This window comes from Streptomyces sp. NPDC034085, from assembly GCF_055575555.1.
The window spans coordinates 194,854-216,100 of record NZ_JBVISL010000002.1 but is presented as its reverse complement, the minus strand read 5'-3'; the positions used below and the strand labels follow the sequence as shown (position 1 = coordinate 216,100).

The 21,247-nt window shown below is 69.4% G+C and carries 25 protein-coding genes; 2 read left to right on the top strand and 23 right to left on the bottom strand.

Going from position 1 to position 21,247, the window contains the following annotated elements; genetic code table 11:
- Window positions 1–14: 14 nt before the first annotated feature.
- The 3 genes from glmS to ACZ501_RS06230 all read right to left on the bottom strand — a co-directional run bounded on the left by glmS (window position 15) and on the right by ACZ501_RS06230 (window position 3,579).
- Window positions 15–1,907 (bottom strand): glutamine--fructose-6-phosphate transaminase (isomerizing), encoded by a 1,893-nt coding sequence (glmS, locus tag ACZ501_RS06240; RefSeq protein WP_468792954.1) that lies wholly within the window; start codon window positions 1,905–1,907, stop codon window positions 15–17.
- Window positions 1,908–2,029: 122 nt separating this feature from the next.
- Window positions 2,030–2,800 (bottom strand): hypothetical protein, encoded by a 771-nt coding sequence (locus tag ACZ501_RS06235; RefSeq protein WP_361597747.1) that lies wholly within the window; start codon window positions 2,798–2,800, stop codon window positions 2,030–2,032.
- Entirely contained in the window at window positions 2,797–3,579 is a 783-nt protein-coding gene (locus tag ACZ501_RS06230) for a hypothetical protein (RefSeq protein WP_468792951.1), read from the bottom strand. The genes ACZ501_RS06235 and ACZ501_RS06230 overlap by 4 nt, the downstream gene beginning before the upstream one ends.
- A 267-nt stretch (window positions 3,580–3,846) precedes the next feature.
- Here ACZ501_RS06230 and coaA point away from each other — a divergent pair, with 267 nt between their 5' ends.
- The gene (gene coaA / locus ACZ501_RS06225) at window positions 3,847–4,866 is read left to right on the top strand and encodes a type I pantothenate kinase (protein WP_361597741.1); all 1,020 of its coding nucleotides are present in this window, start codon (window positions 3,847–3,849) and stop codon (window positions 4,864–4,866) included.
- A gap of 15 nt (window positions 4,867–4,881) precedes the next feature.
- Window positions 4,882–5,850 (top strand): DUF389 domain-containing protein, encoded by a 969-nt coding sequence (locus ACZ501_RS06220; protein WP_468792949.1) that lies wholly within the window; start codon window positions 4,882–4,884, stop codon window positions 5,848–5,850.
- On the opposite strand, the gene glmM is transcribed toward ACZ501_RS06220, so the two are convergent.
- The 20 genes from glmM to rplF form a co-directional block, all read right to left on the bottom strand.
- Window positions 5,847–7,205: a phosphoglucosamine mutase gene (gene glmM, locus ACZ501_RS06215; protein ID WP_361597735.1), complete on the bottom strand. Its 1,359-nt coding sequence runs from the start codon at window positions 7,203–7,205 to the stop codon at window positions 5,847–5,849. The genes ACZ501_RS06220 and glmM overlap by 4 nt on opposite strands.
- 135 nt (window positions 7,206–7,340) lie before the next feature.
- Window positions 7,341–7,856: a 30S ribosomal protein S9 gene (gene rpsI, locus ACZ501_RS06210; RefSeq protein WP_030031261.1), complete on the bottom strand. Its 516-nt coding sequence runs from the start codon at window positions 7,854–7,856 to the stop codon at window positions 7,341–7,343.
- Between the two features lie 42 nt (window positions 7,857–7,898).
- A complete protein-coding gene (gene rplM / locus ACZ501_RS06205; RefSeq protein ID WP_356811224.1) occupies window positions 7,899–8,342 on the bottom strand; it encodes a 50S ribosomal protein L13 in 444 nt (147 codons plus the stop codon).
- 233 nt (window positions 8,343–8,575) lie between these two features.
- Window positions 8,576–9,835, bottom strand: a complete 1,260-nt coding sequence (locus ACZ501_RS06200; protein ID WP_361597730.1) for a glycosyltransferase family 87 protein — start codon at window positions 9,833–9,835, stop codon at window positions 8,576–8,578.
- Between the two features lie 121 nt (window positions 9,836–9,956).
- A complete protein-coding gene (locus tag ACZ501_RS06195; RefSeq protein ID WP_468792946.1) occupies window positions 9,957–11,585 on the bottom strand; it encodes an ABC-F family ATP-binding cassette domain-containing protein in 1,629 nt (542 codons plus the stop codon).
- Window positions 11,586–11,618: 33 nt separating this feature from the next.
- Window positions 11,619–12,470 carry a tRNA pseudouridine(38-40) synthase TruA gene (gene truA / locus ACZ501_RS06190; RefSeq protein WP_361597724.1) on the bottom strand — a complete coding sequence of 284 codons (852 nt, stop codon included), beginning with the start codon at window positions 12,468–12,470 and terminating at the stop codon, window positions 11,619–11,621.
- A gap of 104 nt (window positions 12,471–12,574) precedes the next feature.
- Window positions 12,575–13,057 (bottom strand): 50S ribosomal protein L17, encoded by a 483-nt coding sequence (gene rplQ, locus ACZ501_RS06185; RefSeq protein ID WP_361597721.1) that lies wholly within the window; start codon window positions 13,055–13,057, stop codon window positions 12,575–12,577.
- Window positions 13,058–13,162: 105 nt separating this feature from the next.
- Window positions 13,163–14,185 carry a DNA-directed RNA polymerase subunit alpha gene (locus ACZ501_RS06180; protein ID WP_007265920.1) on the bottom strand — a complete coding sequence of 341 codons (1,023 nt, stop codon included), beginning with the start codon at window positions 14,183–14,185 and terminating at the stop codon, window positions 13,163–13,165.
- 147 nt (window positions 14,186–14,332) lie between these two features.
- Complete coding sequence (gene rpsK, locus ACZ501_RS06175) at window positions 14,333–14,737, bottom strand: 30S ribosomal protein S11 (protein ID WP_003956432.1); 405 nt, start codon at window positions 14,735–14,737, stop codon at window positions 14,333–14,335.
- A gap of 54 nt (window positions 14,738–14,791) precedes the next feature.
- Complete coding sequence (gene rpsM, locus ACZ501_RS06170; RefSeq protein ID WP_007265919.1) at window positions 14,792–15,172, bottom strand: 30S ribosomal protein S13; 381 nt, start codon at window positions 15,170–15,172, stop codon at window positions 14,792–14,794.
- A 196-nt stretch (window positions 15,173–15,368) separates the two neighbouring features.
- A complete protein-coding gene (rpmJ, locus tag ACZ501_RS06165; protein WP_003956441.1) occupies window positions 15,369–15,482 on the bottom strand; it encodes a 50S ribosomal protein L36 in 114 nt (37 codons plus the stop codon).
- 73 nt (window positions 15,483–15,555) lie between these two features.
- Window positions 15,556–15,777 carry a translation initiation factor IF-1 gene (gene infA / locus ACZ501_RS06160; RefSeq protein WP_003956442.1) on the bottom strand — a complete coding sequence of 74 codons (222 nt, stop codon included), beginning with the start codon at window positions 15,775–15,777 and terminating at the stop codon, window positions 15,556–15,558.
- A 139-nt stretch (window positions 15,778–15,916) separates the two neighbouring features.
- Complete coding sequence (gene map, locus ACZ501_RS06155; RefSeq protein WP_468792944.1) at window positions 15,917–16,768, bottom strand: type I methionyl aminopeptidase; 852 nt, start codon at window positions 16,766–16,768, stop codon at window positions 15,917–15,919.
- A gap of 99 nt (window positions 16,769–16,867) precedes the next feature.
- A complete protein-coding gene (locus ACZ501_RS06150) occupies window positions 16,868–17,515 on the bottom strand; it encodes an adenylate kinase (RefSeq protein WP_361597714.1) in 648 nt (215 codons plus the stop codon).
- Window positions 17,515–18,828 (bottom strand): preprotein translocase subunit SecY, encoded by a 1,314-nt coding sequence (secY, locus tag ACZ501_RS06145; protein ID WP_361597711.1) that lies wholly within the window; start codon window positions 18,826–18,828, stop codon window positions 17,515–17,517. The genes ACZ501_RS06150 and secY overlap by 1 nt, the downstream gene beginning before the upstream one ends.
- A 188-nt stretch (window positions 18,829–19,016) precedes the next feature.
- Window positions 19,017–19,472, bottom strand: coding sequence for a 50S ribosomal protein L15 (gene rplO / locus ACZ501_RS06140; RefSeq protein ID WP_030154704.1), 456 nt, complete (start codon window positions 19,470–19,472; stop codon window positions 19,017–19,019).
- A 1-nt stretch (window position 19,473) separates the two neighbouring features.
- Window positions 19,474–19,656: a 50S ribosomal protein L30 gene (gene rpmD / locus ACZ501_RS06135; RefSeq protein ID WP_005313525.1), complete on the bottom strand. Its 183-nt coding sequence runs from the start codon at window positions 19,654–19,656 to the stop codon at window positions 19,474–19,476.
- Window positions 19,656–20,258, bottom strand: a complete 603-nt coding sequence (rpsE, locus tag ACZ501_RS06130; protein ID WP_356811230.1) for a 30S ribosomal protein S5 — start codon at window positions 20,256–20,258, stop codon at window positions 19,656–19,658. The genes rpmD and rpsE overlap by 1 nt, the downstream gene beginning before the upstream one ends.
- Before the next feature lie 45 nt (window positions 20,259–20,303).
- On the bottom strand, window positions 20,304–20,687 hold the full coding sequence (gene rplR, locus ACZ501_RS06125; RefSeq protein WP_356851287.1) for a 50S ribosomal protein L18: 384 nt from the start codon (window positions 20,685–20,687) through the stop codon (window positions 20,304–20,306).
- Window positions 20,688–20,689: 2 nt separating this feature from the next.
- On the bottom strand, window positions 20,690–21,229 hold the full coding sequence (gene rplF, locus ACZ501_RS06120) for a 50S ribosomal protein L6 (RefSeq protein ID WP_030298217.1): 540 nt from the start codon (window positions 21,227–21,229) through the stop codon (window positions 20,690–20,692).
- Window positions 21,230–21,247: the final 18 nt, after the last annotated feature.

Sequence of the window (21,247 nt, the reverse complement as noted above, 5' to 3'; positions counted from 1 at the left end):
AACAACCCCAGCCCCTATTCCACGGTCACCGACTTGGCGAGGTTACGCGGCTGGTCGACCTCGTTGCCCCGCGCCGTCGCCAGTTCGCACGCGAACACCTGGAGCGGCACCGTCGCCACCAGCGGCTGGAGCAGCGTCGGCGTCACCGGGATGCGGATCAGGTGGTCGGCGTACGGGACCACGGCCTCGTCGCCCTCCTCCGCGATGACGATGGTCCGCGCCCCGCGCGCCCGGATCTCCTGGATGTTCGAGACGATCTTGTCGTGCAGGACCGAGCGCCCGCGCGGCGACGGTACGACGACCACCACCGGCAGGTCCTTCTCGATCAGCGCGATCGGCCCGTGCTTGAGCTCGCCCGCCGCGAAGCCCTCGGCGTGCATGTACGCCAGCTCCTTGAGCTTGAGCGCGCCCTCCAGCGCCACCGGATACCCGACGTGGCGGCCCAGGAACAGCACGGTGTCCTTGTCGGCGAGCGAGCGCGCCAGGGCCCGTACCGGCTCCATCGTCTCCAGTACGGTGTCCACCGCCGCGGCGATGTCCGACAGCTCCCGGACCACCGCCTGGATCTCGTCGCCCCACTTCGTGCCCCGCACCTGCCCGAGGTACAGCGCGACGAGGTAGCAGGCGACCAGCTGCGTCAGGAACGCCTTGGTGGAGGCGACGGCCACCTCCGGACCGGCGTGCGTGTACAGCACGGCGTCCGATTCGCGGGGGATGGTCGAGCCGTTCGTATTGCAGACGGCCAGCACCCGGGCGCCCTGCTCGCGCGCGTGCCGCAGCGCCATCAGGGTGTCCATGGTCTCGCCGGACTGCGAGATCGCGATCACCAGCGTCCGCTGGTCCAGGATCGGGTCGCGGTAGCGGAACTCGCTGGCCAGCTCCGTCTCGCACGGGATGCGGGTCCAGTGCTCGATGGCCAGCTTCGCGATCATGCCCGCGTGGTACGCCGTACCGCAGGCCACGATCACGACCTTGTCGACCTCGCGGAGCACCGAGGCGGGGATGCGCACCTCGTCCAGGGTCAGCAGGCCGCTCGCGTCGATCCTGCCCAGGAGGGTGTCGGCGACAGCCTTCGGCTGCTCGGCGATCTCCTTGAGCATGAAGTAGTCATAGCCCCCCTTCTCGGCCGCCGAGGCGTCCCAGTCCACGTGGTACGCCCGCACGGTCGCGGGCGCACCGTCGAAGCCGGTCACCGTGACCCCGTCGCGGCGGAGTTCGACGACCTGGTCCTGCCCCAGCTCGATCGCGGACCGGGTGTGGGCGATGAACGCGGCCACGTCCGAGGCGAGGAAGTTCTCGCCCTCTCCAACGCCCACCACCAGCGGGGAGTTCCGGCGCGCGCCGACCACCACGTCCGGTTCGTCGGCGTGCACCGCGACCAGCGTGAACGCACCCTCCAGCCGCCTGCACACCTGCCGCATGGCCGCCGCGAGCCGCCCGCCCCCGCCCCCGGCGCCGGCGCCCGCGCCCGCGCCCGCGCCCGCCACCGTCCCGAACTGCTCGGCCAGCAGGTGCGCCACCACCTCGGTGTCCGTCTCGGACTCCAGCCGGTGCCCGCGCTCGGCCAGTTCGGCGCGCAGCTCGGCGAAGTTCTCGATGATGCCGTTGTGCACGACCGCCACCCGCCCGGAGTTGTCCAGGTGGGGGTGGGCGTTGACGTCGGTGGGCCCGCCGTGGGTCGCCCACCGGGTGTGCCCGAGCCCGGTGGAGCCGGCCGGCAGCGGCCGACTGACCAGTTCCTTCTCCAGGTTGACCAGTTTTCCGGCTTTCTTGGCGCTGGCGAGGGCGCCGTCGGCGAGCACGGCGATCCCTGCCGAGTCGTAGCCGCGGTACTCGAGCCGCTTCAGTCCGGCGATGACCACATCGAGCGCAGACTGCGCTCCTACGTAACCCACAATTCCGCACATAGGCGGCAGCGTACGCCGTGCCCGGCCGCACGCCGCGTACCCGAACAAGACGAAAACCCCGCCCCGGTGAATCCACCGGGGCGGGGTTGACGCTGTTTTCGAACGATCCGTTCGACGTGTCCTCAGCCGAGCTTGCGCAGCTGCGCCTCGACCACGGGAGCCGCGAGCTCGGCCGCTCCGGAGGCCCGGCCGGCCACCAGGTTGGCGAGGGTGCCGCCCTTGCGCACCACCATGAGCTCGGTGGCGTACTGCTCGCCGTCGCGCTCGGCCTCGACCGTGTACGCGAGTGCCTCGTCACCGCCGTGCGCGGCGTGCGCGAGGACCCGGGTGACCCGGACGGTCTCCCCGTTCGCCGTCACCGAGTAGCCCGTGCCGCACGCCTCCCCCGCGGCCCGCACCCCGGCGAAGTGCCCGCCGGCGGTGTCCCCCGCGTACGAGCCGAGGGTCACCACGGTCACGGTCGAGCTGGCCGCGTCCAGGGCGGCCGCCCGCTTCTGCGGCTCCGGGGCGTCCTGCGGCAGCGGCGCCGGCACGGCGACCACAGACGCCTTGGCCCAGCCGGTCCGCCCGGCCGGCAGGTAGCCGGTCACGGCGTAGGCCAGTTCTCGGCACTCGGGCCGGTCCACGCTCACCGGGGCGCCGTCCGCGCCCCCGGGGCTGACCTTGTGGTCGGCCAGGTCCCCCTGCGCCAGGATCAGCCGGGACGGGAGCTCGTGCGCCCTGCCCTTCGAGGCGTGCTCGGCCGCCCCGGAGGGCGACTCGGCCGCCGGTACGATCTCCAGGACCAGGCCGGGCCGGGCGGTCCCGCATCCGGTGGCGAGCAGGGCCAGCGTCAGCCCGGAGAGGGCCGAGGCGCCCAGTGCGGCCGCGCGCCGCGCGCGGGCCCCGCTCATCCGAGCTTCTTGGCCTGCGCCTCCACGACCGCCTTGGGCTGGGCGGCCTCACCGGTCACGTTCATCGCGTAGAAGGTGGCCAGGGTGTCGCCCTTGCGCACGACCACGAACTGCATCGTGGCCTTGTCCCCGTCCTTCAGGTCCATCACGGTGTTGTAGGCGAGGGACTCGTCCCCGGCGGAGACCGCGGGGGAGGACCCCACCTTCTCGATCTTGGTGGACTCGGTGCCCTGGGTGACCGTGTAGCCACCCGCACAGGCCGTGGTCGCGGCCTTCAGCGCGCCGAAGGCCTCCTGGGCACCCTTGTCGTCGTACGAGGCGAGACCGACCGAGGTACGGGTCACGGCCAGGCCGCCCTTGAGCGCGTCCAGCTTGTCCTCCACCGACGCGCCCTCGGCCGGCTTCTTCGGCTTCTCCGTGGCGGCGACGGTCGCGGTGCCGGCCGGCTTGCCGAGCGGCACGAGGGTCTGGAGCTGGACCAGCGGCTTGCACTCGGCCTTGTCGGGGGCGGCGTTCTGCTCGGCCCCGGCCTTCGCGGCCGCGTCCGGCTCCACCTTGTGCTCGGGCAGGTCGGCCTGCGTGACCAGCAGCGGCGCCAGCTCCGCGGCCGACTTCCCCTTGGCCGCGGCGGCCGGCGCGGACGCGGACTGCTTCGGGTCCGCCTTGCCGTCGGCCTCGGCACCCGAGTCACCCGAGCCCGAACCGCAGGCGGTGGCCAGCAGGGTCAGGGACAGGGCCGACGCGGTCAGGACGGCACGACGGACGACAGTGGTACGCACGAACAATCTCCCCCATGAACAACAGAACGCCGTCAGGACGCAGGTCGGCGCCGCGGCGACGAACAATCTACGGCCCGATCGATCACACGAGCGGGTTTTCGGGCGAACGGGCGGAATCGTGATGCGCACGAGACCGGGCAGGCCTCCGATCGATACGTACACGTGCACGACCGGTCCCGCCCCTGCCACCTGCGCTTCCTCCTGCGGTCACCGCCACGTGACCGACCCCACCACCCACGAGCGCCCCCGAGCCCCGACAATGGCGGTGTGATCACCTCGCCGACGCGTTGTACGCCGGACCGCGCAACGGAGCGTCCCGGCCCCCGCCGGGCCCATGACGCCTCCCCGTACGTCGACCTCACCCGGGCGGAGTGGAGCGCCCTGCGCGAGCGGACGCCGCTGCCCCTGACCGCCGAGGAGGTCGAGCGGCTGCGCGGCCTCGGCGACGTCATCGACCTCGACGAGGTGCGGGACGTGTACCTGCCGCTCTCCCGCCTGCTCAACCTCTACGTCGGCGCCACCAGCAACCTGCGCGGCACCGTGAACACCTTCCTCGGCGACGCGGCCAACGGCCACGGCGCCCAGCCGGGCACCCCCTTCGTGATAGGCGTCGCCGGCTCCGTCGCCGTCGGCAAGTCCACGGTCGCGCGTCTGCTCCAGGCGCTCCTGGCCCGCTGGCCGGAGCACCCCCGCGTCGAGCTGGTCACCACGGACGGCTTCCTGTACCCGATGAAGGAGCTCCAGCGCAGGGGCCTTACCTCCCGCAAGGGCTTCCCCGAGTCCTATGACCGGCGGGCGCTCACCCGCTTCGTCGCCGACATCAAGGCGGGCAAGGACGAGGTGAGGGCCCCGGTCTACTCCCACCTGATCTACGACATCGTGCCCGGCGAGGAGCTCGTCGTACGCCGCCCGGACATCCTCATCGTCGAGGGCCTCAACGTCCTCCAGCCCGCCCTGCCCGGCAAGGACGGCCGCACCCGCGTCGGGCTCGCGGACTACTTCGACTTCAGCGTGTACGTGGACGCGCGCCCCGAGGACATCGAGCGCTGGTACCTCAACCGGTTCCGGAAGCTGCGCGAGACCGCGTTCCAGAACCCCTTCTCCTACTTCCGCAAGTACACCCAGGTCTCCGAGGAGGAGGCCCTGGAGTACGCGCAGACGATGTGGCGGACCATCAACAAGCCCAACCTGCTGGAGAACGTGGCCCCCACCCGCGGCCGGGCCACCCTCGTCGTCCGCAAGGGCCCCGACCACAAGGTGCAGAAACTGAGCCTGCGCAAGCTCTAGCACTAGGGTGCGGCCATGCTGCATCTGAGGATGATCACCCCGCCCCACCTCACCGAGGAGGTGGTGGGACTGGTCGAGCAGACGGTCGGGACCACCCACCTGGTCGTGCTCGCCGGCGCCGCCCGCGACCCCGTGGGCGATCTGGTGCTGTGCGACGTGGCGCGCGAGGCGGCCGACGAGCTGCTGCACGGGATGCGCTCCCTCGGCATCGACGAGAGCGGGTCCATCGCCGTCGAGAACATCGACCTGTCCATCTCCCGGCACGCCGACGCGGCGGAGGAGGAGGCGCCGGGCGAGGCCGCCGACGCGGTGATCTGGGAGCAGCTCGCGGAGTCGACCCACGAGGAGTCGACCCTGACGATCACCTACAGCGTCTTCATGATCGTCGCCACGATGATCGCGGCCTGCGGCGTGGTCCTGGACAACGCGATCCTGATCGTCGGCGCGATGGCCGTCGGCCCCGAGTTCGGTCCGCTCGCGGGGATCTGCACCGGGCTGGTGCGGCGCGCCCCGAAGGACGCGTGGCGCTCGCTGGTGGCGCTGCTGGTCGGCTTCGCCGCGGCGATCGTGGGGACGACCCTGTTCAGCCTGGCGATGGACGCGCTCGGGCTGTTCCACCCGGGCATACTCGACAAGGCGCGGCCGAACACCAGCTTCATCTGGCAGCCCGACCCGTTCTCGTTCGTCGTGGCGGTGCTCGCCGGCGTGGCCGGGATGCTGTCGCTGACGTCGGCGAGGGCCGGGGCGCTGGTGGGCGTGGCGATCTCGGTGACCACCGTCCCGGCCGCCGCCAACGCGGCCGTGGCTCTCAGCTACGGGGAGTTCGCCCAGATGTGGGGATCGGCCGAGCAACTCCTGCTGAACCTGCTCGGCATCATCGTCGCGGGCTCGCTGACCCTGATCGGCTGGAAGCTGCTGTGGCGCACCCAGCAGCCACGGATGAGCCGGCTGCCGGGTACGCCACGGAGGAAAATGATCGACTAGCCGAGGGCCGACTTCACGACGTCGGCGAGCCGGCCGGCGACCGCGCGGGCCTGCTCGATGTCGGCGGCCTCCACCATCACCCGTACGAGCGGCTCCGTACCGGACGGACGCAGCAGCACCCGGCCGGTGGCTCCCAGCTCGCGCTCGGCGTCGGAGACGGCCGCGGCCAGCTCGCCGGAGGTGGCGACGCGGGACTTGTCCACGTCCGGGACGTTGATCAGGATCTGCGGCAGCCGCTGCATGACCCCGGCCAGATCGGCCAGCGGGCGCCCGGTGGCCGCGACCCGCGCCGCGAGCATCAGGCCGGTCAGGGTGCCGTCGCCGGTGGTCGCGTGGTCGAGGATGATCACGTGGCCGGACTGCTCGCCGCCCAGGGCGTAGCCGTGCTCCTTCATCGACTCCAGGACGTACCGGTCGCCGACGCCGGTCTGTACGACCTGGATGCCCTCGGCCTCCATGGCCAGCTTGAAGCCCAGGTTCGACATGACGGTGCCGACCACGGTGTTCTCCCGCAGTCCGCCCGCCTCGCGCATGGCGAGCGCCAGCACCGCGAGGATCTGGTCGCCGTCGACCTCGGCGCCGGTGTGGTCCACCGCCAGGCAGCGGTCGGCGTCCCCGTCGTGGGCGATGCCGAGGTCGGCGCCGTGCTCGACCACGGCCTGCTTCAGCAGGTCGAGGTGGGTGGAGCCGCAGCCGTCGTTGATGTTCAGGCCGTCGGGCTCGGCGCCGATCGTGACGACCTCCGCGCCCGCCCGGGCGAAGGCCTCGGGCGAGACGTAAGCGGCCGCGCCGTGGGCCTCGTCCAGGACGACCTTCAGGCCATCGAAGCGGTTGGGCAGGACCCCGATGAGGTGGGCGACGTACTTGTCGAAGCCCTCGTCGTAGTCGGAGACCCGGCCGACGCCGGAGCCGGTGGGGCGCTGCCAGGGCGCGCCCGTGCGGTGCTCCTCGTACACGGATTCGATGCGGTCCTCGAGGTCGTCGGCGAGTTTGTGGCCGCCGCGCGCGAAGAACTTGATGCCGTTGTCCGGCATGGCGTTGTGGCTCGCGGAGAGCATCACGCCGAGGTCGGCGCCCAGCGCACCGGTGAGATACGCCACCGCCGGGGTGGGCAGCACACCGACGCGCAGGACGTCCACGCCGGCGCTGGCGAGGCCCGCGACGACCGCGGCTTCCAGGAACTCGCCCGACGCGCGGGGGTCCCGGCCGACCACCGCGGTGGCGCGGTGCCCCTCGAAGGTGCCTGCCTCGGCCAGTACGTGTGCGGCCGCCACGGAGAGGCCGAGCGCGAGCTCCGCCGTCAGATCCGCGTTGGCGACGCCGCGTACACCGTCCGTCCCGAAGAGTCGTCCCACTGTTGTCCTCCCGAGTTCACACTTCGCTTGTGACCGCTAGTGACAGGTATGTGCCGCTTATGGCGGTAAACGAACCGCCCCGGCAGCACAGAGAGTGCTGCCGGGGCGGTTTCGTTGCAGAACAGCAGGCGCAGATTAACGCTTGCTGTACTGCGGAGCCTTACGGGCCTTCTTGAGACCGGCCTTCTTGCGCTCGACCGCACGGTCGTCGCGGGAGAGGAAGCCGGCCTTCTTCAGCGCCGGGCGGTTGTTGTCCACGTCCGCCTCGTTCAGCGCGCGGGCCACGCCGAGGCGCAGGGCGCCGGCCTGACCGGAGACGCCGCCACCCGAGATGCGGGCGATGACGTCGTAGCGGCCGTCAAGCTCGAGGAGCTTGAAGGGCTCGTTGACTTCCTGCTGGTGCACCTTGTTGGGGAAGTAGTCCTCAAGGGTGCGACCGTTGATCTTCCACTTGCCGGTGCCCGGAACGATCCGGACGCGGGCGATGGCGTTCTTGCGACGGCCCAGGCCGGCGGCCGGCTGCGGGTCGCCGAAGCGGCCGGCAAGGGACTCGGAGGTGTAGTCGCCCTCGACGGCGACGTCCGACTCGGTGGTGTACTCCTCGACGCCCTCGAACTCGTCGACGGGGGTCTCGGCGGTGGTCTCGGCCACGATGCTCCTCAGAATTTTCTACGTCTTAGGGGGTGGCCGGAACTACTGCGCGACCTGGGTGATCTCGAACGGCACCGGCTGCTGGGCAGCGTGGGGGTGCTGGTCGCCCGAGTAGACCTTCAGCTTCGAGAGCATCTGACGGCCCAGGGTGTTCTTGGGGAGCATGCCCTTGACGGCCTTCTCGACGGCCTTCTCCGGGTTGTTCGCCAGGAGGTCGTCGTAACGCACCGAACGCAGACCGCCCGGGAAACCGGAGTGGCGGTACGCCATCTTCTGGGAGGCCTTGTTGCCCGACAGGTGGACCTTGTCGGCGTTGATGATGATGACGAAGTCGCCCATGTCCATGTGGGGGGCGTAAGTCGGCTTGTGCTTGCCGCGCAGGAGGGCGGCGGCCTGGGTCGCCAGACGGCCGAGGACAACGTCCTGGGCGTCGATGACGAGCCACTGGCGCGAGATGTCGCCGGGCTTGGGGCTGAACGTACGCACGCGTATGCCTTCGCTTCTTCAGTGGTGGGTCATCCCATAGGGCGCTAGCCCCGAGGGAAGGGTCCTGACAGGGTCACCACGGACGATCACGACAGCCCTCGTTCACATCGGGGACGCAACCCGTGTGAACCGCTGGTCATCGGCCCGGTGGACCGGCGTAAGGCCCTCACGTGAGAATGAGCAAGCCACTACGCATAACAAACCAGCAGAGTACCCAAGCAAACCCGTACGGGTCAAAACGCGGTCCGCGATGCCGATTCTGCTGGCGTCGCGGCGCACTCCGGTTCGGTCCTGGGTGGGGACCCCGCAGTTGTTACGGGCTCAAGGGTAACCCGACCGGAGCGCAGCGCACGACGCGCCAGCAGAACCGCGAGCCCGCACAGCGTCGCCATGTCCTTGAACGCGCGCCGCTTGTGGGCCAGCTCCGAGGGCCACGGGACCAGTGCCACCTGGGGCGTCAGGGCCGCCCAGAACCAGGGCGAGCGGGGCATCGAGCCCGGCCGCACCCCCGACGCCAGCAGCAGCGGCAGCACCACCAGCAGGTAGTGGTCGAAGGAGGGCCGCGAGACCAGGAATGCGGCGAGCATCACCATGGCGGCCGTCTCCGCCAGCCGCAGCTCGCCGCCGTCGGGCTCGGCGGAGTCCGGCCGCCGCCAGCGCCGCCAGGCGCCCCAAAGCCCCGCCCCGGCCCCCGCGAAGGCCAGCGCCACCGCCACCGGCTGGGGCACCCCCAGCCGCGGCAGCACCGCGATCGGCGAGGCGTCCCACGGCAGCGCGTAGGCGTCCTGCCCCTGGAACAGGAAGGGCAGGGTCTTGGTGAAGAACAGCGTCGGGCTCGGCATCAGCAGCGCACCCGCCAGCGACATCCCCACCGGCACCAGCACCGCCACCGCCAGCCCCCGCCACTGCCGGGCCAGCACGAAGAGCAGCCCCAGCGGCACCAGCATCGGCTTGCAGGCGATCGCCAGCCCCACCACCAGCCCCGCGGCGCCCCACTGCCGCCGGTGCGCGAGGAGCAGGGCCGCCGGCAGGGCGGCCGCCGAGATCGCCGTCCAGTTCCCGAGCATCACGAGGTTCACGTACGGCTTGTAGGCCAGCGCGAGCAGCCCGAGGCCGCCCACCGCCATCCGCGAGCCCAGCGGCACCGCGAACAGCCGCAGCGACGCCCACCACCCGGCACCCAGCAGCCCGGTCATGCCGGCCGGCAGCAGCCAGCGCAGCACGGCCCGCGGCACCATCGCCTCCGGCACCGCCATGATCACGGCGCTCGGCAGGTACAGGAACCGCTTGTCCTCGTACGGGGAGACCCCCGCCAGGAGCGCGTCCGCCGCCTTGACCACGAAGGCGTTGTCCGAGCCCCACTTCGGCTGGAGGCTCGCGGACACGGCGATGACCAGCAGGATCCCGGCGGAAGCCACCCGCCAGGGCCGCGGGGCCGGCCCCAGGAGCCAGGCCGTCACCCGGCCCGCCGTGGCCGGCTGATCCCATCGCATGAGCCAGATGCTAGGCCGCAGCCCCACAGCTCTCCTCCTCGCCCCGCCGAGGGGAGGTCACCCCCTGGCACTCGCGCCCGACGCCTACGTCCGTCCCGGACGACCGTAGGCGTCTCCTCCCTCAGCGCTTGCGCTCGACCCTACGTTCGTCCCAGACGGGCTCCTGAGTCTCCCGCACAACACCGTCGGAACCGAAGACCAGGTAACGGTCAAATGTGCGCGCGAACCAGCGGTCGTGCGTCACGCACAGCACGGTCCCGTCGTACGACTCCAGACCGTCCTGCAGGGCCTCCGCCGACTCCAGGTCGAGGTTGTCCGTCGGCTCGTCCAGCAGCAGCGCCGTCGTACCGGCCAGCTCCAGCAGCAGGATCTGGAAGCGCGCCTGCTGCCCGCCCGAGAGCTTCTCGAACTTCTGCTCGCCCTGGCGGTCCAGCTCGTAGCGGCGCAGGACGGCCATGGCGGCGCCCAGCGGCTTCGCGGCCTCCGTCCACAGGATGTCGACGAGGGTGCGCCCGAACAGCTCCGGGTGCGCGTGCGTCTGCGCGAAATGGCCGGGGAGCACCCGCGCGCCCAGCTTCCAGCTGCCCGTGTGCTTGACGTCCTCCCCCGCCAGCAGCCGCAGGAAGTGCGACTTGCCGGAACCGTTCGAGCCGAGCACCGCGACCCGCTCCCCGTAGAAGACCTCCAGCGAGAACGGCTTCATCAGGCCGGTCAGCTCCAGGTTCTCCACGGTCAGCGCGCGCACGCCCGTCCGGCCGCCCTTGAGCCGCATCCGGATCTCCTGCTCGCGCGGCGGCTCCGGCGGCGGGCCGGCCTCCTCGAACTTCTGGAAGCGGGTCTGCATCGCCCGGTACCGCGAGGCCATGTCGGGGCTGCTCGCGGCCTGGTTGCGCAGCCGCAGCACCAGGGCCTTCAGGCGGGCGTGCTCCTCGTCCCAGCGGCGCTTGAGCTCCTCGAAGCGCGCGAAGCGCTCCTTGCGGGCGTCGTGGTAGGTGTCGAACCCGGCACCGTGCACCCAGACGTCCGTACCCGTCGGGCCCGGCTCCAGGCTGATGATCTTCTCGGCGGCCCGGGACAGCAGCTCCCGGTCGTGCGACACGAAGAGCACCGTCTTGCGGGTGGCCGCCAGCTGCTCCTCCAGCCACCGCTTGCCGGGCACGTCGAGGTAGTTGTCCGGCTCGTCGAGCAGCAGCACCTCGTCCGGCCCGCGCAGCAGCGCCTCCAGCACCAGCCGCTTCTGCTCACCGCCCGACAGGGTGCGCACCTCGCGGTACTGCGCCCGGTCGAACGGGATGTCCAGCGCGGCCGTGGTGCACACGTCCCACAGGGTCTCCGCCTCGTAGCCCTGGACGTCGGCCCAGTCGCTGAGCGCCTGCGCGTAGGCCATCTGCGCGGCCTCGTCGTCCACCGTGAGGATCAGGTGCTCGGCGTGGTCCACGGCCTTCGCGGCCTCCCGAATCCGCGGCTGCGCCACCGAGACCAGCAGGTCCCGTACGGTCGTCTCGTCCCGGACCGAGCCCACGAACTGCGACATCACGCCGAGGCCGCCGCTGATGGAGACCCCGCCGCCGTGCGGCTGGAGCTCACCGGAGATCAGCTTCAGCAGGGTGGTCTTGCCGGCGCCGTTCGCCCCCACCAGGGCCACCACCGACCCCTCCCCCACACGGAAGGAGACGTCGGGGAGCAGGACCCGCCCGTCGGGAAGGTAGTACTCAAGGTGGCTGGCTTCGAGGTGTCCCATGCCGCGCATTGTCCCCGCCCCGCGGCGCGGGGCCCAAACCGATTAGCAGCAGCCCTTGCCCGGCAGGGTGCGCATGTTCCGCGCCTCCTTGCTGCGCGCGGCCAGCAGCTCGTCGGCCGGATAGCCGACCTCCTCCAGGGTGAGCCCGTGCGGCTTGACCACGTGGACCGAGGAGTCCCGTACGGCGGCGGCCAGCACCTGCCCGGGCCACTCGACGGGCCGGTGCCCGTCGCCCACGTGCAGGAGCGCTCCGACCAGCGAGCGCACCATGTTGTGGCAGAACGCGTCCGCCCGCACGGTGGCGGTGACGATCCCGTCCTCCGCCCGCTCCCAGCTGAGCTGCTGGAGCGTACGGATGGTCGTGGCGCCCTCGCGCTTCTTGCAGTACGCGGCGAAGTCGTGCTCGCCCACCAGCGCGGCGGCGGCCTCGTTCATGGCGTCCACGTCGAGCGGCCACTGGTGCCACAGCACGTGCCCGCGGCGCAGCGGGTCCACACCGGCCTGGTGGTCGCCGACGCGGTACGCGTAGCGGCGCCAGATGGCGGAGAAGCGGGCGTTGAAGCCCTCGGGGGCCCGTGCCGCCCTCCACACCCGCACGTCGTGCGGGAGCCGCCCCGCGAGGCGCCTCAGCAGCTTGTCGTGGTGCTCGGCCCACACCTCTTCGGCCAGGTCGAACTGCGCGACCTGTCCCCGCGCGTGCACCCCGGCGTCGGTGCGCCCGGCCACGGTCAGCTCGACGGGCTCCTTCAGCCGCATCACGGTCTGCAGGGCGCTCTCCAGCTCGCCCTGCACGGTCCGCAGCGTGCGCTGCTTCGCCCAGCCGGAGAAGTCCCTGCCGTCGTACGACAGGTCCAGCCGTACCCGGACGTGCCCGGGCTCCACCTCGTCACTCACGTGACAGATCCTCTCTCACACGTACCGGAACGCAGAACGGGCCCGCCCCGGAAGGGGGCGGGCCCGTTCAGAGCCGATCAAGAACGCTTGATCCCGGGCGGGGATCAGGCCTCCTTGGTCTCCTCGGCCGGAGCCTCGGTCTCGGCGGGAGCCTCGGTCTTGGCCTCGGCCTCCTTCACCGCACGCTTGGTGGCGGCCTCGGCCTCACCGGTGGCCTGCTGGGCCACGGTCAGGGCCTCGACCAGCTCGATCACGGCCATCGGGGCGTTGTCGCCACGACGGTTGCCGATCTTGGTGATGCGGGTGTAACCACCGGGGCGGTTCTCGTAACGCGGGGCGATCTCGGTGAACAGCGTGTGCACGATGCTCTTGTCCGTGATCGTCTGCAGCACCAGGCGACGGTTGTGAATGTCGCCCTTCTTCGCCTTGGTGACCAGACGCTCGGCGTAGGGACGCAGGCGACGGGCCTTGGCCTCGGTGGTGGTGATGCGGCCGTGCTCGAAGAGCGCCTTCGCGAGGTTCGCGAGGAGGTGCTTCTCGTGCGCGGCGGAGCCGCCCAGGCGGGCACCCTTTGCGGGACGCGGCATTGTTACTCCTTCATATCTGCACCGGCCGTGTCAGGTACCGGTGTCAGTTCCCTCAGGCGGTCGCGAGAGGGGGGTGCGGGGGGCGCGAGCCCCCCGCAAGCTTTCTCAGTACTGCTCGGTCTCGACGAAACCGGCGTCCGCGTCGTCGTCGGCGCCGAAGGCGTCGGCGGCGGCGGTCGGGTCGAATCCGGGCGGGCTGTCCTTGAGGGCCAGGCCCATGCCGGCCAGCTTCGCCTTGACCTCGTCGATCGACTTCGCACCGAAGTTGCGGATGTCGAGCAGGTCGGCCTCGGAACGCGCCACGAGCTCACCCACGGAGTGGATGCCCTCGCGCTTGAGGCAGTTGTACGAGCGGACCGTGAGCTCGAGCTCCTCGATCGGCAGCGCCAGGTCGGCGGCCAGGGCCGCGTCCGTCGGCGAGGGGCCCATGTCGATGCCCTCGGCGTCGATGTTGAGCTCGCGCGCCAGACCGAACAGCTCGACCAGGGTCTTGCCGGCGGACGCCATGGCGTCGCGCGGGCGCATGGCCTGCTTGGTCTCGACGTCGACGATCAGCTTGTCGAAGTCGGTGCGCTGCTCGACTCGGGTCGCCTCGACCTTGTAGGTGACCTTGAGGACCGGGCTGTAGATGGAGTCGACCGGGATGCGGCCGATCTCCTGGCCCAGCTGCTTGTTCTGGACGGCGGAGACGTAGCCGCGACCGCGCTCGACGGTCAGCTCCATCTCCAGCTTGCCCTTGCCGTTGAGCGTGGCGAGGACGAGGTCCGGGTTGTGCACCTCGACACCGGCCGGGGGCGCGATGTCGGCAGCGGTGACCAGGCCGGGACCCTGCTTGCGCAGGTACATCACGACCGGCTCGTCGTGCTCCGAGGAGACGACCAGCTGCTTGATGTTGAGGATGATGTCCGTGACGTCTTCCTTGACGCCCGGCACGGTGGTGAACTCGTGCAGGACGCCGTCCACGCGGATGCTGGTGACAGCGGCACCCGGGATGGAGGACAGGAGGGTACGGCGCAGGGAGTTGCCGAGGGTGTAGCCGAAGCCCGGCTCCAGCGGCTCGATCACGAACCGCGAGCGGTACTCGTCGACGACCTCTTCGGTCAGCGAAGGACGCTGAGCGATAAGCATGTCTGTTCCTTCAGTCGTGGACGCCCACTATTTGACGCCCGACGGTGCGGCCCCGGAGGGCCGCGGACTTACAAGGGTACGGGCGGTACGTCCCCCGAAGGGAGCGCACCGCCCGGACACTCAAGAACGCACAGGGCGTCCGCTGCGTCAGACGCGGCGGCGCTTGGGCGGCCGGCAGCCGTTGTGCGGGGTGGGGGTGACGTCCTGGATCGAGCCGACCTCGAGGCCGGTGGCCTGGAGGGAGCGGATCGCGGTCTCGCGGCCGGAGCCCGGACCCTTCACGAAGACGTCGACCTTGCGCATGCCGTGCTCCTGCGCGCGGCGGGCGGCCGACTCGGCGGCCATCTGCGCGGCGAAGGGGGTGGACTTGCGCGAGCCCTTGAAGCCGACGTGGCCGGCGGAGGCCCAGGAGATCACGTTGCCCGAGGGGTCCGTGATCGAGACGATCGTGTTGTTGAACGTGCTCTTGATGTGGGCGTGCCCGTGAGCGACGTTCTTCTTTTCCTTGCGGCGCACCTTCTTGGCAGCGCCCTGACGACCCTTGGGGGGCATCTAAATCTCCTACGGGAGGTGGTCGGTCCTACAGCGCAAGACCGCTGAACAGGACTACTTCTTGCCCGGCTTCTTCTTACCGGCGATCGCGCGACGCGGGCCCTTGCGGGTACGCGCGTTCGTGCTGGTGCGCTGACCGTGCACCGGCAGGCCACGACGGTGGCGGATGCCCTGGTAGCACTGGATCTCGATCTTGCGGCGAATGTCGCCCTGGATCTCGCGGCGGAGGTCACCCTCGGTACGGAGGTTGGCGTCCACGTACTCGCGGATCTTGACGAGGTCCTCTTCGGCCAGGTCACGAACGCGGGTGTTCGGGTTCACGCCGGTGGAGGCGAGGATCTCCTTGGACCGGGTGCGCCCGATACCGAAGACGTAGGTGAGTGCGATCTCCACACGCTTTTCGCGCGGGATGTCAACACCGGAAACGCGTGCCACAAATGGCTCCTGTGTGTTCGGGGGTCTTCCGCAGAACCACTCCCGACCGCCGACCACCCTGATGGATGGTGGTACGTCCGGGTCCCCGGCCCCCGCCGGAGGTACCGCCGGCCCTGTGCAGGGCTGGGCGGGTTCTGCGTATGTACGTTTTTACGTCGCGCTGAAGAACTGCGGAGTGCAGGTCGGTCGGCGTGCGTCAGCCCTGGCGCTGCTTGTGGCGCAGGTTGTCGCAGATGACCATGACCCGACCGTGACGGCGGATCACCTTGCACTTGTCGCAGATCTTCTTGACGCTCGGCTTGACCTTCATGTTGGTGAGGTTCTCCGGGTCAGTGCCACCACCCGCACCGGGACGGACGCCCAGGCAGGAGTGAGGACAAGATCTACTTGTATCGGTAGACGATCCGGCCACGCGTCAGGTCGTAGGGAGAGAGCTCCACGACGACCCGGTCATCGGGAAGGATGCGGATGTAGTGCATGCGCATCTTCCCGCTGATGTGCGCGAGGACCTTGTGACCGTTCTGGAGTTCCACCTTGAACATCGCGTTCGGGAGGGACTCGATCACGGTGCCCTCGATCTCGATGGCACCTTGCTTCTTGGCCACGCTTCGCCTTTCGAATCGGCTACCTTGATCGGCCCACAGGCATGGAAATGCACGCGAGCCGACGAGTCAGTCTACGTCAGGGCACCCAGAAAGACGAATCCGGAAAGTTTGCCCATGAGTCTAGATCATTAAGCGGCGGCTACCCGAGGGGGTCCGGGGCCGTCGTGACCCCGTACTCCGCCAGCTTCGCCTTGCCGCAGTCCGGGCTGGTCAGGACGATGGGGCCGGCCTCGGTCAGCGCGACCGAGTGCTCCCAGTGCGAGGACCAGGTGCCGTCCGTGGTGATGACCGTCCAGTCGTCCGCCAGTACCTCCGTCTGGGCGGTGCCCAGGGAGACCATCGGCTCGATCGCCAGGCACAGGCCCGGCACCAGCTTGATGCCCTTGCCCCGCTTGCGCGAGACGTAGTTCAGCAGGTGCGGGTCCATGTGCATCTCGGAGCCGATGCCGTGGCCGCCGTAGTCCTCGATGATCCCGAACTTGCCGAGGCTGTGCTCACCGGTCGCCGGCCTGGGCTGCCGCTTGATGTAGCCCTCGATCGCCTTGGAGATGTCCACCAGGCGGTTGCCGGACTTCATGGCGGCGATGCCGGCCCACATCGACTCCTCGGTGACGCGCGACAGCTCGAGGAGCTCCGGGGCGTGACCGGTGCCCACGAAGGCCGTGTACGCCGCGTCGCCGTGCCAGCCGTCGACGATGGCGCCCGCGTCGATGGAGATGACGTCCCCGTCCTTGAGGACCGTCTTGTCGTCCGGGATGCCGTGGACGACGACCTCGTTCACCGAGGTGCAGATGGTCGCGGGGAAGCCCCCGTAGCCGAGGAAGTTCGACTTGGCCCCGGCGTCCGCGATCACCTTCCGCGCCACCATGTCCAGGTCCCGCGTCGTGGCGCCCGGCACGGCCGCCTCACGGGTCGCCGCGTGGATCGCGGCGACGACCAGCCCTGCCTCCCGCATCTTCGCGATCTGCTCGGGGGTCTTCAGCTGAACCATGAACGGGGACCTTCCACCTTCGAAAACGGGTCTTCTCAACAGTAAGGCCGCGGTGTCACTGGGACACCGCGGCCGTACTGCCGGTCACAAGAGGAGTGACTACTTCTGCAGGGCGTCCATCGCCCGCTGGGTGATCTCGTGCACCTCGCCGAGCGCGGCGATCGTCACCAGCAGGTCCTGGGCCTTGTAGTAGTCGATGATCGGCTCGGTCTGCGTGTGGTAGACCTCCAGCCGGGTGCGCACCGTGGCCTCGGAGTCGTCGTCGCGCTGGTACAGCTCGCCGCCGCAGACGTCGCAGACGCCCTCGGCCTTCGGCGCCGCGTACGAGACGTGGAAGACGTGCGCGGAGTCCTTGCGGCAGATGCGCCGCCCGGCGATCCGCTTGACGACCTCGTCCTCCTCGACCTCCAGGTCGAGGACGGCGTCGAGCTTCATGCCCGCGCCCTGGAGCATCTCGTCGAGCGCCTCGGCCTGCGACACGTTGCGCGGGAAGCCGTCGAGCAGGAAGCCGCCCGCGGCGTCCGGCTGCTCCATGCGGTCCTTGGCCATGCCGATGGTGATCTCGTCGGGGACGAGGTCTCCGGCGTCCATGAACGCCTTCGCGCGCCGGCCCAGCTCGGTGTTCTTGCTGATGTTGGCGCGGAAGAGATCGCCCGTGGAGATGTGCGGGATCGACAGGTTCTTGGCGAGGAACGCGGCCTGCGTTCCCTTGCCCGCACCCGGGGGTCCGACGAGGACGATTCGCATCAGCGGAGGAACCCTTCGTAGTTGCGCTGCTGGAGCTGGCTCTCGATCTGCTTCACGGTTTCCAGACCCACACCCACGATGATGAGGATGCTCGTCCCGCCGAACGGGAAGTTCTGGTTCGCTCCGAAGCCGGCCAACGCCATTGTCGGCACAAGAGCGATCAGACCCAGGTACAGCGACCCCGGCCAGGTGATCCGGTTGAGTACGTAGCTCAGGTACTCGGCGGTAGGCCGGCCGGCGCGGATGCCCGGGATGAACCCACCATACTTCTTCATGTTGTCGGCAACTTCCTCGGGGTTGAACGAGATCGCCACGTAGAAGAACGCGAAGAAGACGATCAGGAGGAAGTAGGCGGCGATGTAGTACGGGTGGTCGCCCTTGACGAAGTGCTTCTGGATCCAGGTGGCCCAGCCGGCGGTCGAACCGCTGAACTGCACGATCAGCGCCGGGATGTACAGCAGCGACGAGGCGAAGATGACCGGGATGACACCGGCCTGGTTCACCTTGAGCGGGATGTAGGTGGACGTGCCGCCGTAGGCACGGCGTCCGATCATGCGCTTCGCGTACTGGACCGGGATCCTGCGCTGCGCCTGTTCGACGAAGACCACCAGGGCCACCATCGCGAGGCCCACCAGGATGACCACGGCGAACTCCACCCAGCCATCAGCGATCTTGCCCTGGAGCTTGATCGTCCAGAGAGCGCCGACGAAGCCGGCCGCGATCGAGATGAACATCAGGATGGACATGCCGTTGCCGATGCCGCGGTCGGTGATCAGCTCACCGAGCCACATGACGACACAGGTACCGGCGGTCATGGTGAGCACCATGACGACCGTGGTGAAGATCGAGCGGTCGGGAACGATCTCACGGGCGACGGGGCAGGTACCGAAGAGGGCGCCGGTCCGCGCGGTGGCGACCAGGCCGGTGCCCTGGAGGATCGCCAGGGCGACCGTCAAATAGCGCGTGTACTGGGTGATCTTCGCCGTGCCGGACTGTCCCTCTTTTTTGAGGTTCTCCAGCTTCGGGATGACCACGGTCAGCAGCTGCAGGATGATGCTCGCCGTGATGTACGGCATGATGCCGAGCGCGAAGATCGTGATCTGCAGCAGCGCACCGCCGCTGAACATGTTGACCAGACCGAAGAGGCTGTTGCTGCTCCCCATCTGGTCCACGCAGATCTGGACGTTCTTGTAGCTCACGCCGGGTACCGGGATGTGGGACCCGAGCCTGTACAGCACGATGATGCCGAGTGTGAAGAGCAGCTTCTTGCGCAGGTCGGGCGTCTTGAACGCCCGGGCGAACGCGGTGAGCACGGTGCCTCCTGCGACCCCCGCGCTACTGCGTCAGAGGTGACGGTCTGAGGGATCGACGAATACGTACGAGCAAAGGTGCAGGCCACCTTACCGGCGACTGCGCCCCCCGTGGAACGACCGACCGGGGATGCCCCATATGTGAGGCATCCCCGGTCGGGTTTTACTCGCTATTTGTCACAGAGTTCGTCTTAGACGAGCTCGGTCACGGTGCCGCCGGCGGCGGCGATCTTCTCCTTGGCGGAGGCGGACACGGCGTCGACCGACACCGTCAGCGCCACGGAGATCTCGCCCTGGCCCAGGACCTTGACGAGGCTGTTCTTGCGAACCGCGCCCTTGGCGACCAGGTCGGCCACCGTGACCTCTCCACCCTCGGGGTAGAGGGCACCGAGCTTGTCCAGGTTGACGACCTGGAACTCGGTGCGGAACGGGTTCTTGAAGCCCTTGAGCTTCGGCAGGCGCATGTGGAGGGGCATCTGCCCGCCCTCGAAGCGCTGCGGGATCTGGTAGCGGGCCTTCTGGCCCTTCGTACCACGACCGGCCGTCTTACCCTTCGACGCCTCACCACGACCGACACGGGTCTTCGCGGTCTTGGCGCCGGGGGCGGGACGGAGGTTGTGGGCCTTCAGCGGGCTGTTCTCAGCCATGTTAGTCAACCTCCTCAACCGTCACGAGGTGGCGGACGGTGTGAACCATTCCGCGGAACTCGGGGCGGTCCTCCTTGACGACCACGTCGTTCAGGCGCTTGAGCCCGAGCGAACGCAGAGTGTCGCGGTGGTTCTGCTTGCTGCCGATGTACGACTTCGTCTGCGTGATCTTGAGGCGGGCCATCAGACACCCGCCCCTGCACGAGCACGGAGCAGAGCCGCGGGGGCGACGTCCTCGAGGGGCAGACCACGGCGAGCCGCGATCTCCTCGGGACGCTGCAGGCCCTTGAGGGCCGCCACGGTCGCGTGCACGATGTTGATCGCGTTGGACGAGCCGAGCGACTTCGACAGGATGTCGTGAACGCCGGCGCACTCCAGAACGGCGCGCACCGGGCCACCGGCGATAACACCGGTACCGGGGGAAGCCGGCTTCAGCAGCACGACGCCCGCGGCACGCTCGCCCGTGATCGGGTGAGGGATGGTGCCCTGGATGCGCGGAACCTTGAAGAAGTTCTTCTTGGCTTCCTCGACACCCTTGGCGATGGCCGCGGGAACTTCCTTGGCCTTGCCGTAACCGACACCTACGGTGCCGTCACCGTCGCCCACCACGACCAGCGCGGTGAAGCTGAAGCGGCGACCACCCTTGACAACCTTGGCGACGCGGTTGATCGCGACAACGCGCTCAACGTAAGCGGTCTTCTCGGCGGCAGCGCCACCGTCGCGACCCTTCCGGTCCCGCCGCTCGCCGCCACCGGCACCGCTTCCGCGGCGCTGGGGTCCAGCCATTGGATTACCTCTCTCTGTTACGTCCGTGAGTCCCGGAACCGGGGCTTAGAACTTCAGCCCGGCTTCGCGGGCGGCGTCAGCCAGAGCGGCAATGCGCCCGGCGTATCGGTTGCCACCGCGGTCGAACACGACGGTCTCGACACCCGCAGCCTTGGCACGCTCGGCGACGAGCGCGCCGACAGCCTGGGCCTGGGCGCTCTTGTCGCCTTCGCCACCGCGGATCGAAGCGTCCAGGGTCGACGCGGACGCAAGGGTGTGACCCTTGAGGTCGTCGATGACCTGGGCAACGATGTTGCGGTTCGAACGCGTCACGACGAGGCGCGGACGCTCCGCCGTACCCGAGACGTTCTTGCGGATGCGGATGTGGCGGCGAGCCTTGGCAGCGCGCTTGTACGCGTCGCCCTTGGCGATCTTCACACCGTATGCCATGGCTACTTACCAGCCTTTCCGACCTTGCGGCGGATGACTTCGCCGGCGTACTTGACACCCTTGGCCTTGTACGGGTCGGGCTTCCGCAGCTTGCGGATGTTGGCGGCGACCTCGCCGACCTTCTGCTTGTCGATGCCCTCGACCGTGAACTTGGTGGGCGACTCGACCTTGAAGGAGATGCCCTCGGGCGCCTCGATCAGGATCGGGTGGCTGTAACCAAGCTGGAACTCCAGAGCGGAGCCCTTCGCGGCGACGCGGTAACCGACACCGCTGATCTCGAGAGCCTTGACGTATCCCGTGGTCACACCGGTGATCATGTTCGCCACCAGCGTGCGGGACAGGCCGTGCAGGGCCTTGTTCTGACGCTCGTCGTTGGGGCGGGTGACGTTCAGAACGCCGTCCTCACCCTTGACGATCTCGATCGGCGCGGCGACGGTGTGCGAGAGGAGACCCTTGGGGCCCTTCACCGCGACCGTGCGGCCATCGATGGTGACGTCCACACCGGCGGGAACCTGGATGGGGAGCTTGCCGATTCGCGACATTGCTTTTCCTCCGTTCCC

Coding starts and splice junctions, on each gene's coding strand:
- glmS (WP_468792954.1), bottom strand. CDS start 1,907: ATGTGCGGAATTGTGGGTTACGTAGGAGCGCAGTCTGCGCTCGATGTG.
- ACZ501_RS06235 (WP_361597747.1), bottom strand. CDS start 2,800: ATGAGCGGGGCCCGCGCGCGGCGCGCGGCCGCACTGGGCGCCTCGGCC.
- ACZ501_RS06220 (WP_468792949.1), top strand. CDS start 4,882: ATGCTGCATCTGAGGATGATCACCCCGCCCCACCTCACCGAGGAGGTG.
- ACZ501_RS06200 (WP_361597730.1), bottom strand. CDS start 9,835: ATGCGATGGGATCAGCCGGCCACGGCGGGCCGGGTGACGGCCTGGCTC.
- ACZ501_RS06195 (WP_468792946.1), bottom strand. CDS start 11,585: ATGCGCGGCATGGGACACCTCGAAGCCAGCCACCTTGAGTACTACCTT.
- rplQ (WP_361597721.1), bottom strand. CDS start 13,057: ATGCCGCGTCCCGCAAAGGGTGCCCGCCTGGGCGGCTCCGCCGCGCAC.
- ACZ501_RS06180 (WP_007265920.1), bottom strand. CDS start 14,185: ATGCTTATCGCTCAGCGTCCTTCGCTGACCGAAGAGGTCGTCGACGAG.
- rpsK (WP_003956432.1), bottom strand. CDS start 14,737: ATGCCCCCCAAGGGTCGTCAGGGCGCTGCCAAGAAGGTGCGCCGCAAG.
- rpmJ (WP_003956441.1), bottom strand. CDS start 15,482: ATGAAGGTCAAGCCGAGCGTCAAGAAGATCTGCGACAAGTGCAAGGTG.
- map (WP_468792944.1), bottom strand. CDS start 16,768: ATGGTTCAGCTGAAGACCCCCGAGCAGATCGCGAAGATGCGGGAGGCA.
- ACZ501_RS06150 (WP_361597714.1), bottom strand. CDS start 17,515: ATGCGAATCGTCCTCGTCGGACCCCCGGGTGCGGGCAAGGGAACGCAG.
- rplO (WP_030154704.1), bottom strand. CDS start 19,472: ATGGCTGAGAACAGCCCGCTGAAGGCCCACAACCTCCGTCCCGCCCCC.
- rpmD (WP_005313525.1), bottom strand. CDS start 19,656: ATGGCCCGCCTCAAGATCACGCAGACGAAGTCGTACATCGGCAGCAAG.
- rpsE (WP_356811230.1), bottom strand. CDS start 20,258: ATGGCTGGACCCCAGCGCCGCGGAAGCGGTGCCGGTGGCGGCGAGCGG.
- rplR (WP_356851287.1), bottom strand. CDS start 20,687: ATGGCATACGGTGTGAAGATCGCCAAGGGCGACGCGTACAAGCGCGCT.
- rplF (WP_030298217.1), bottom strand. CDS start 21,229: ATGTCGCGAATCGGCAAGCTCCCCATCCAGGTTCCCGCCGGTGTGGAC.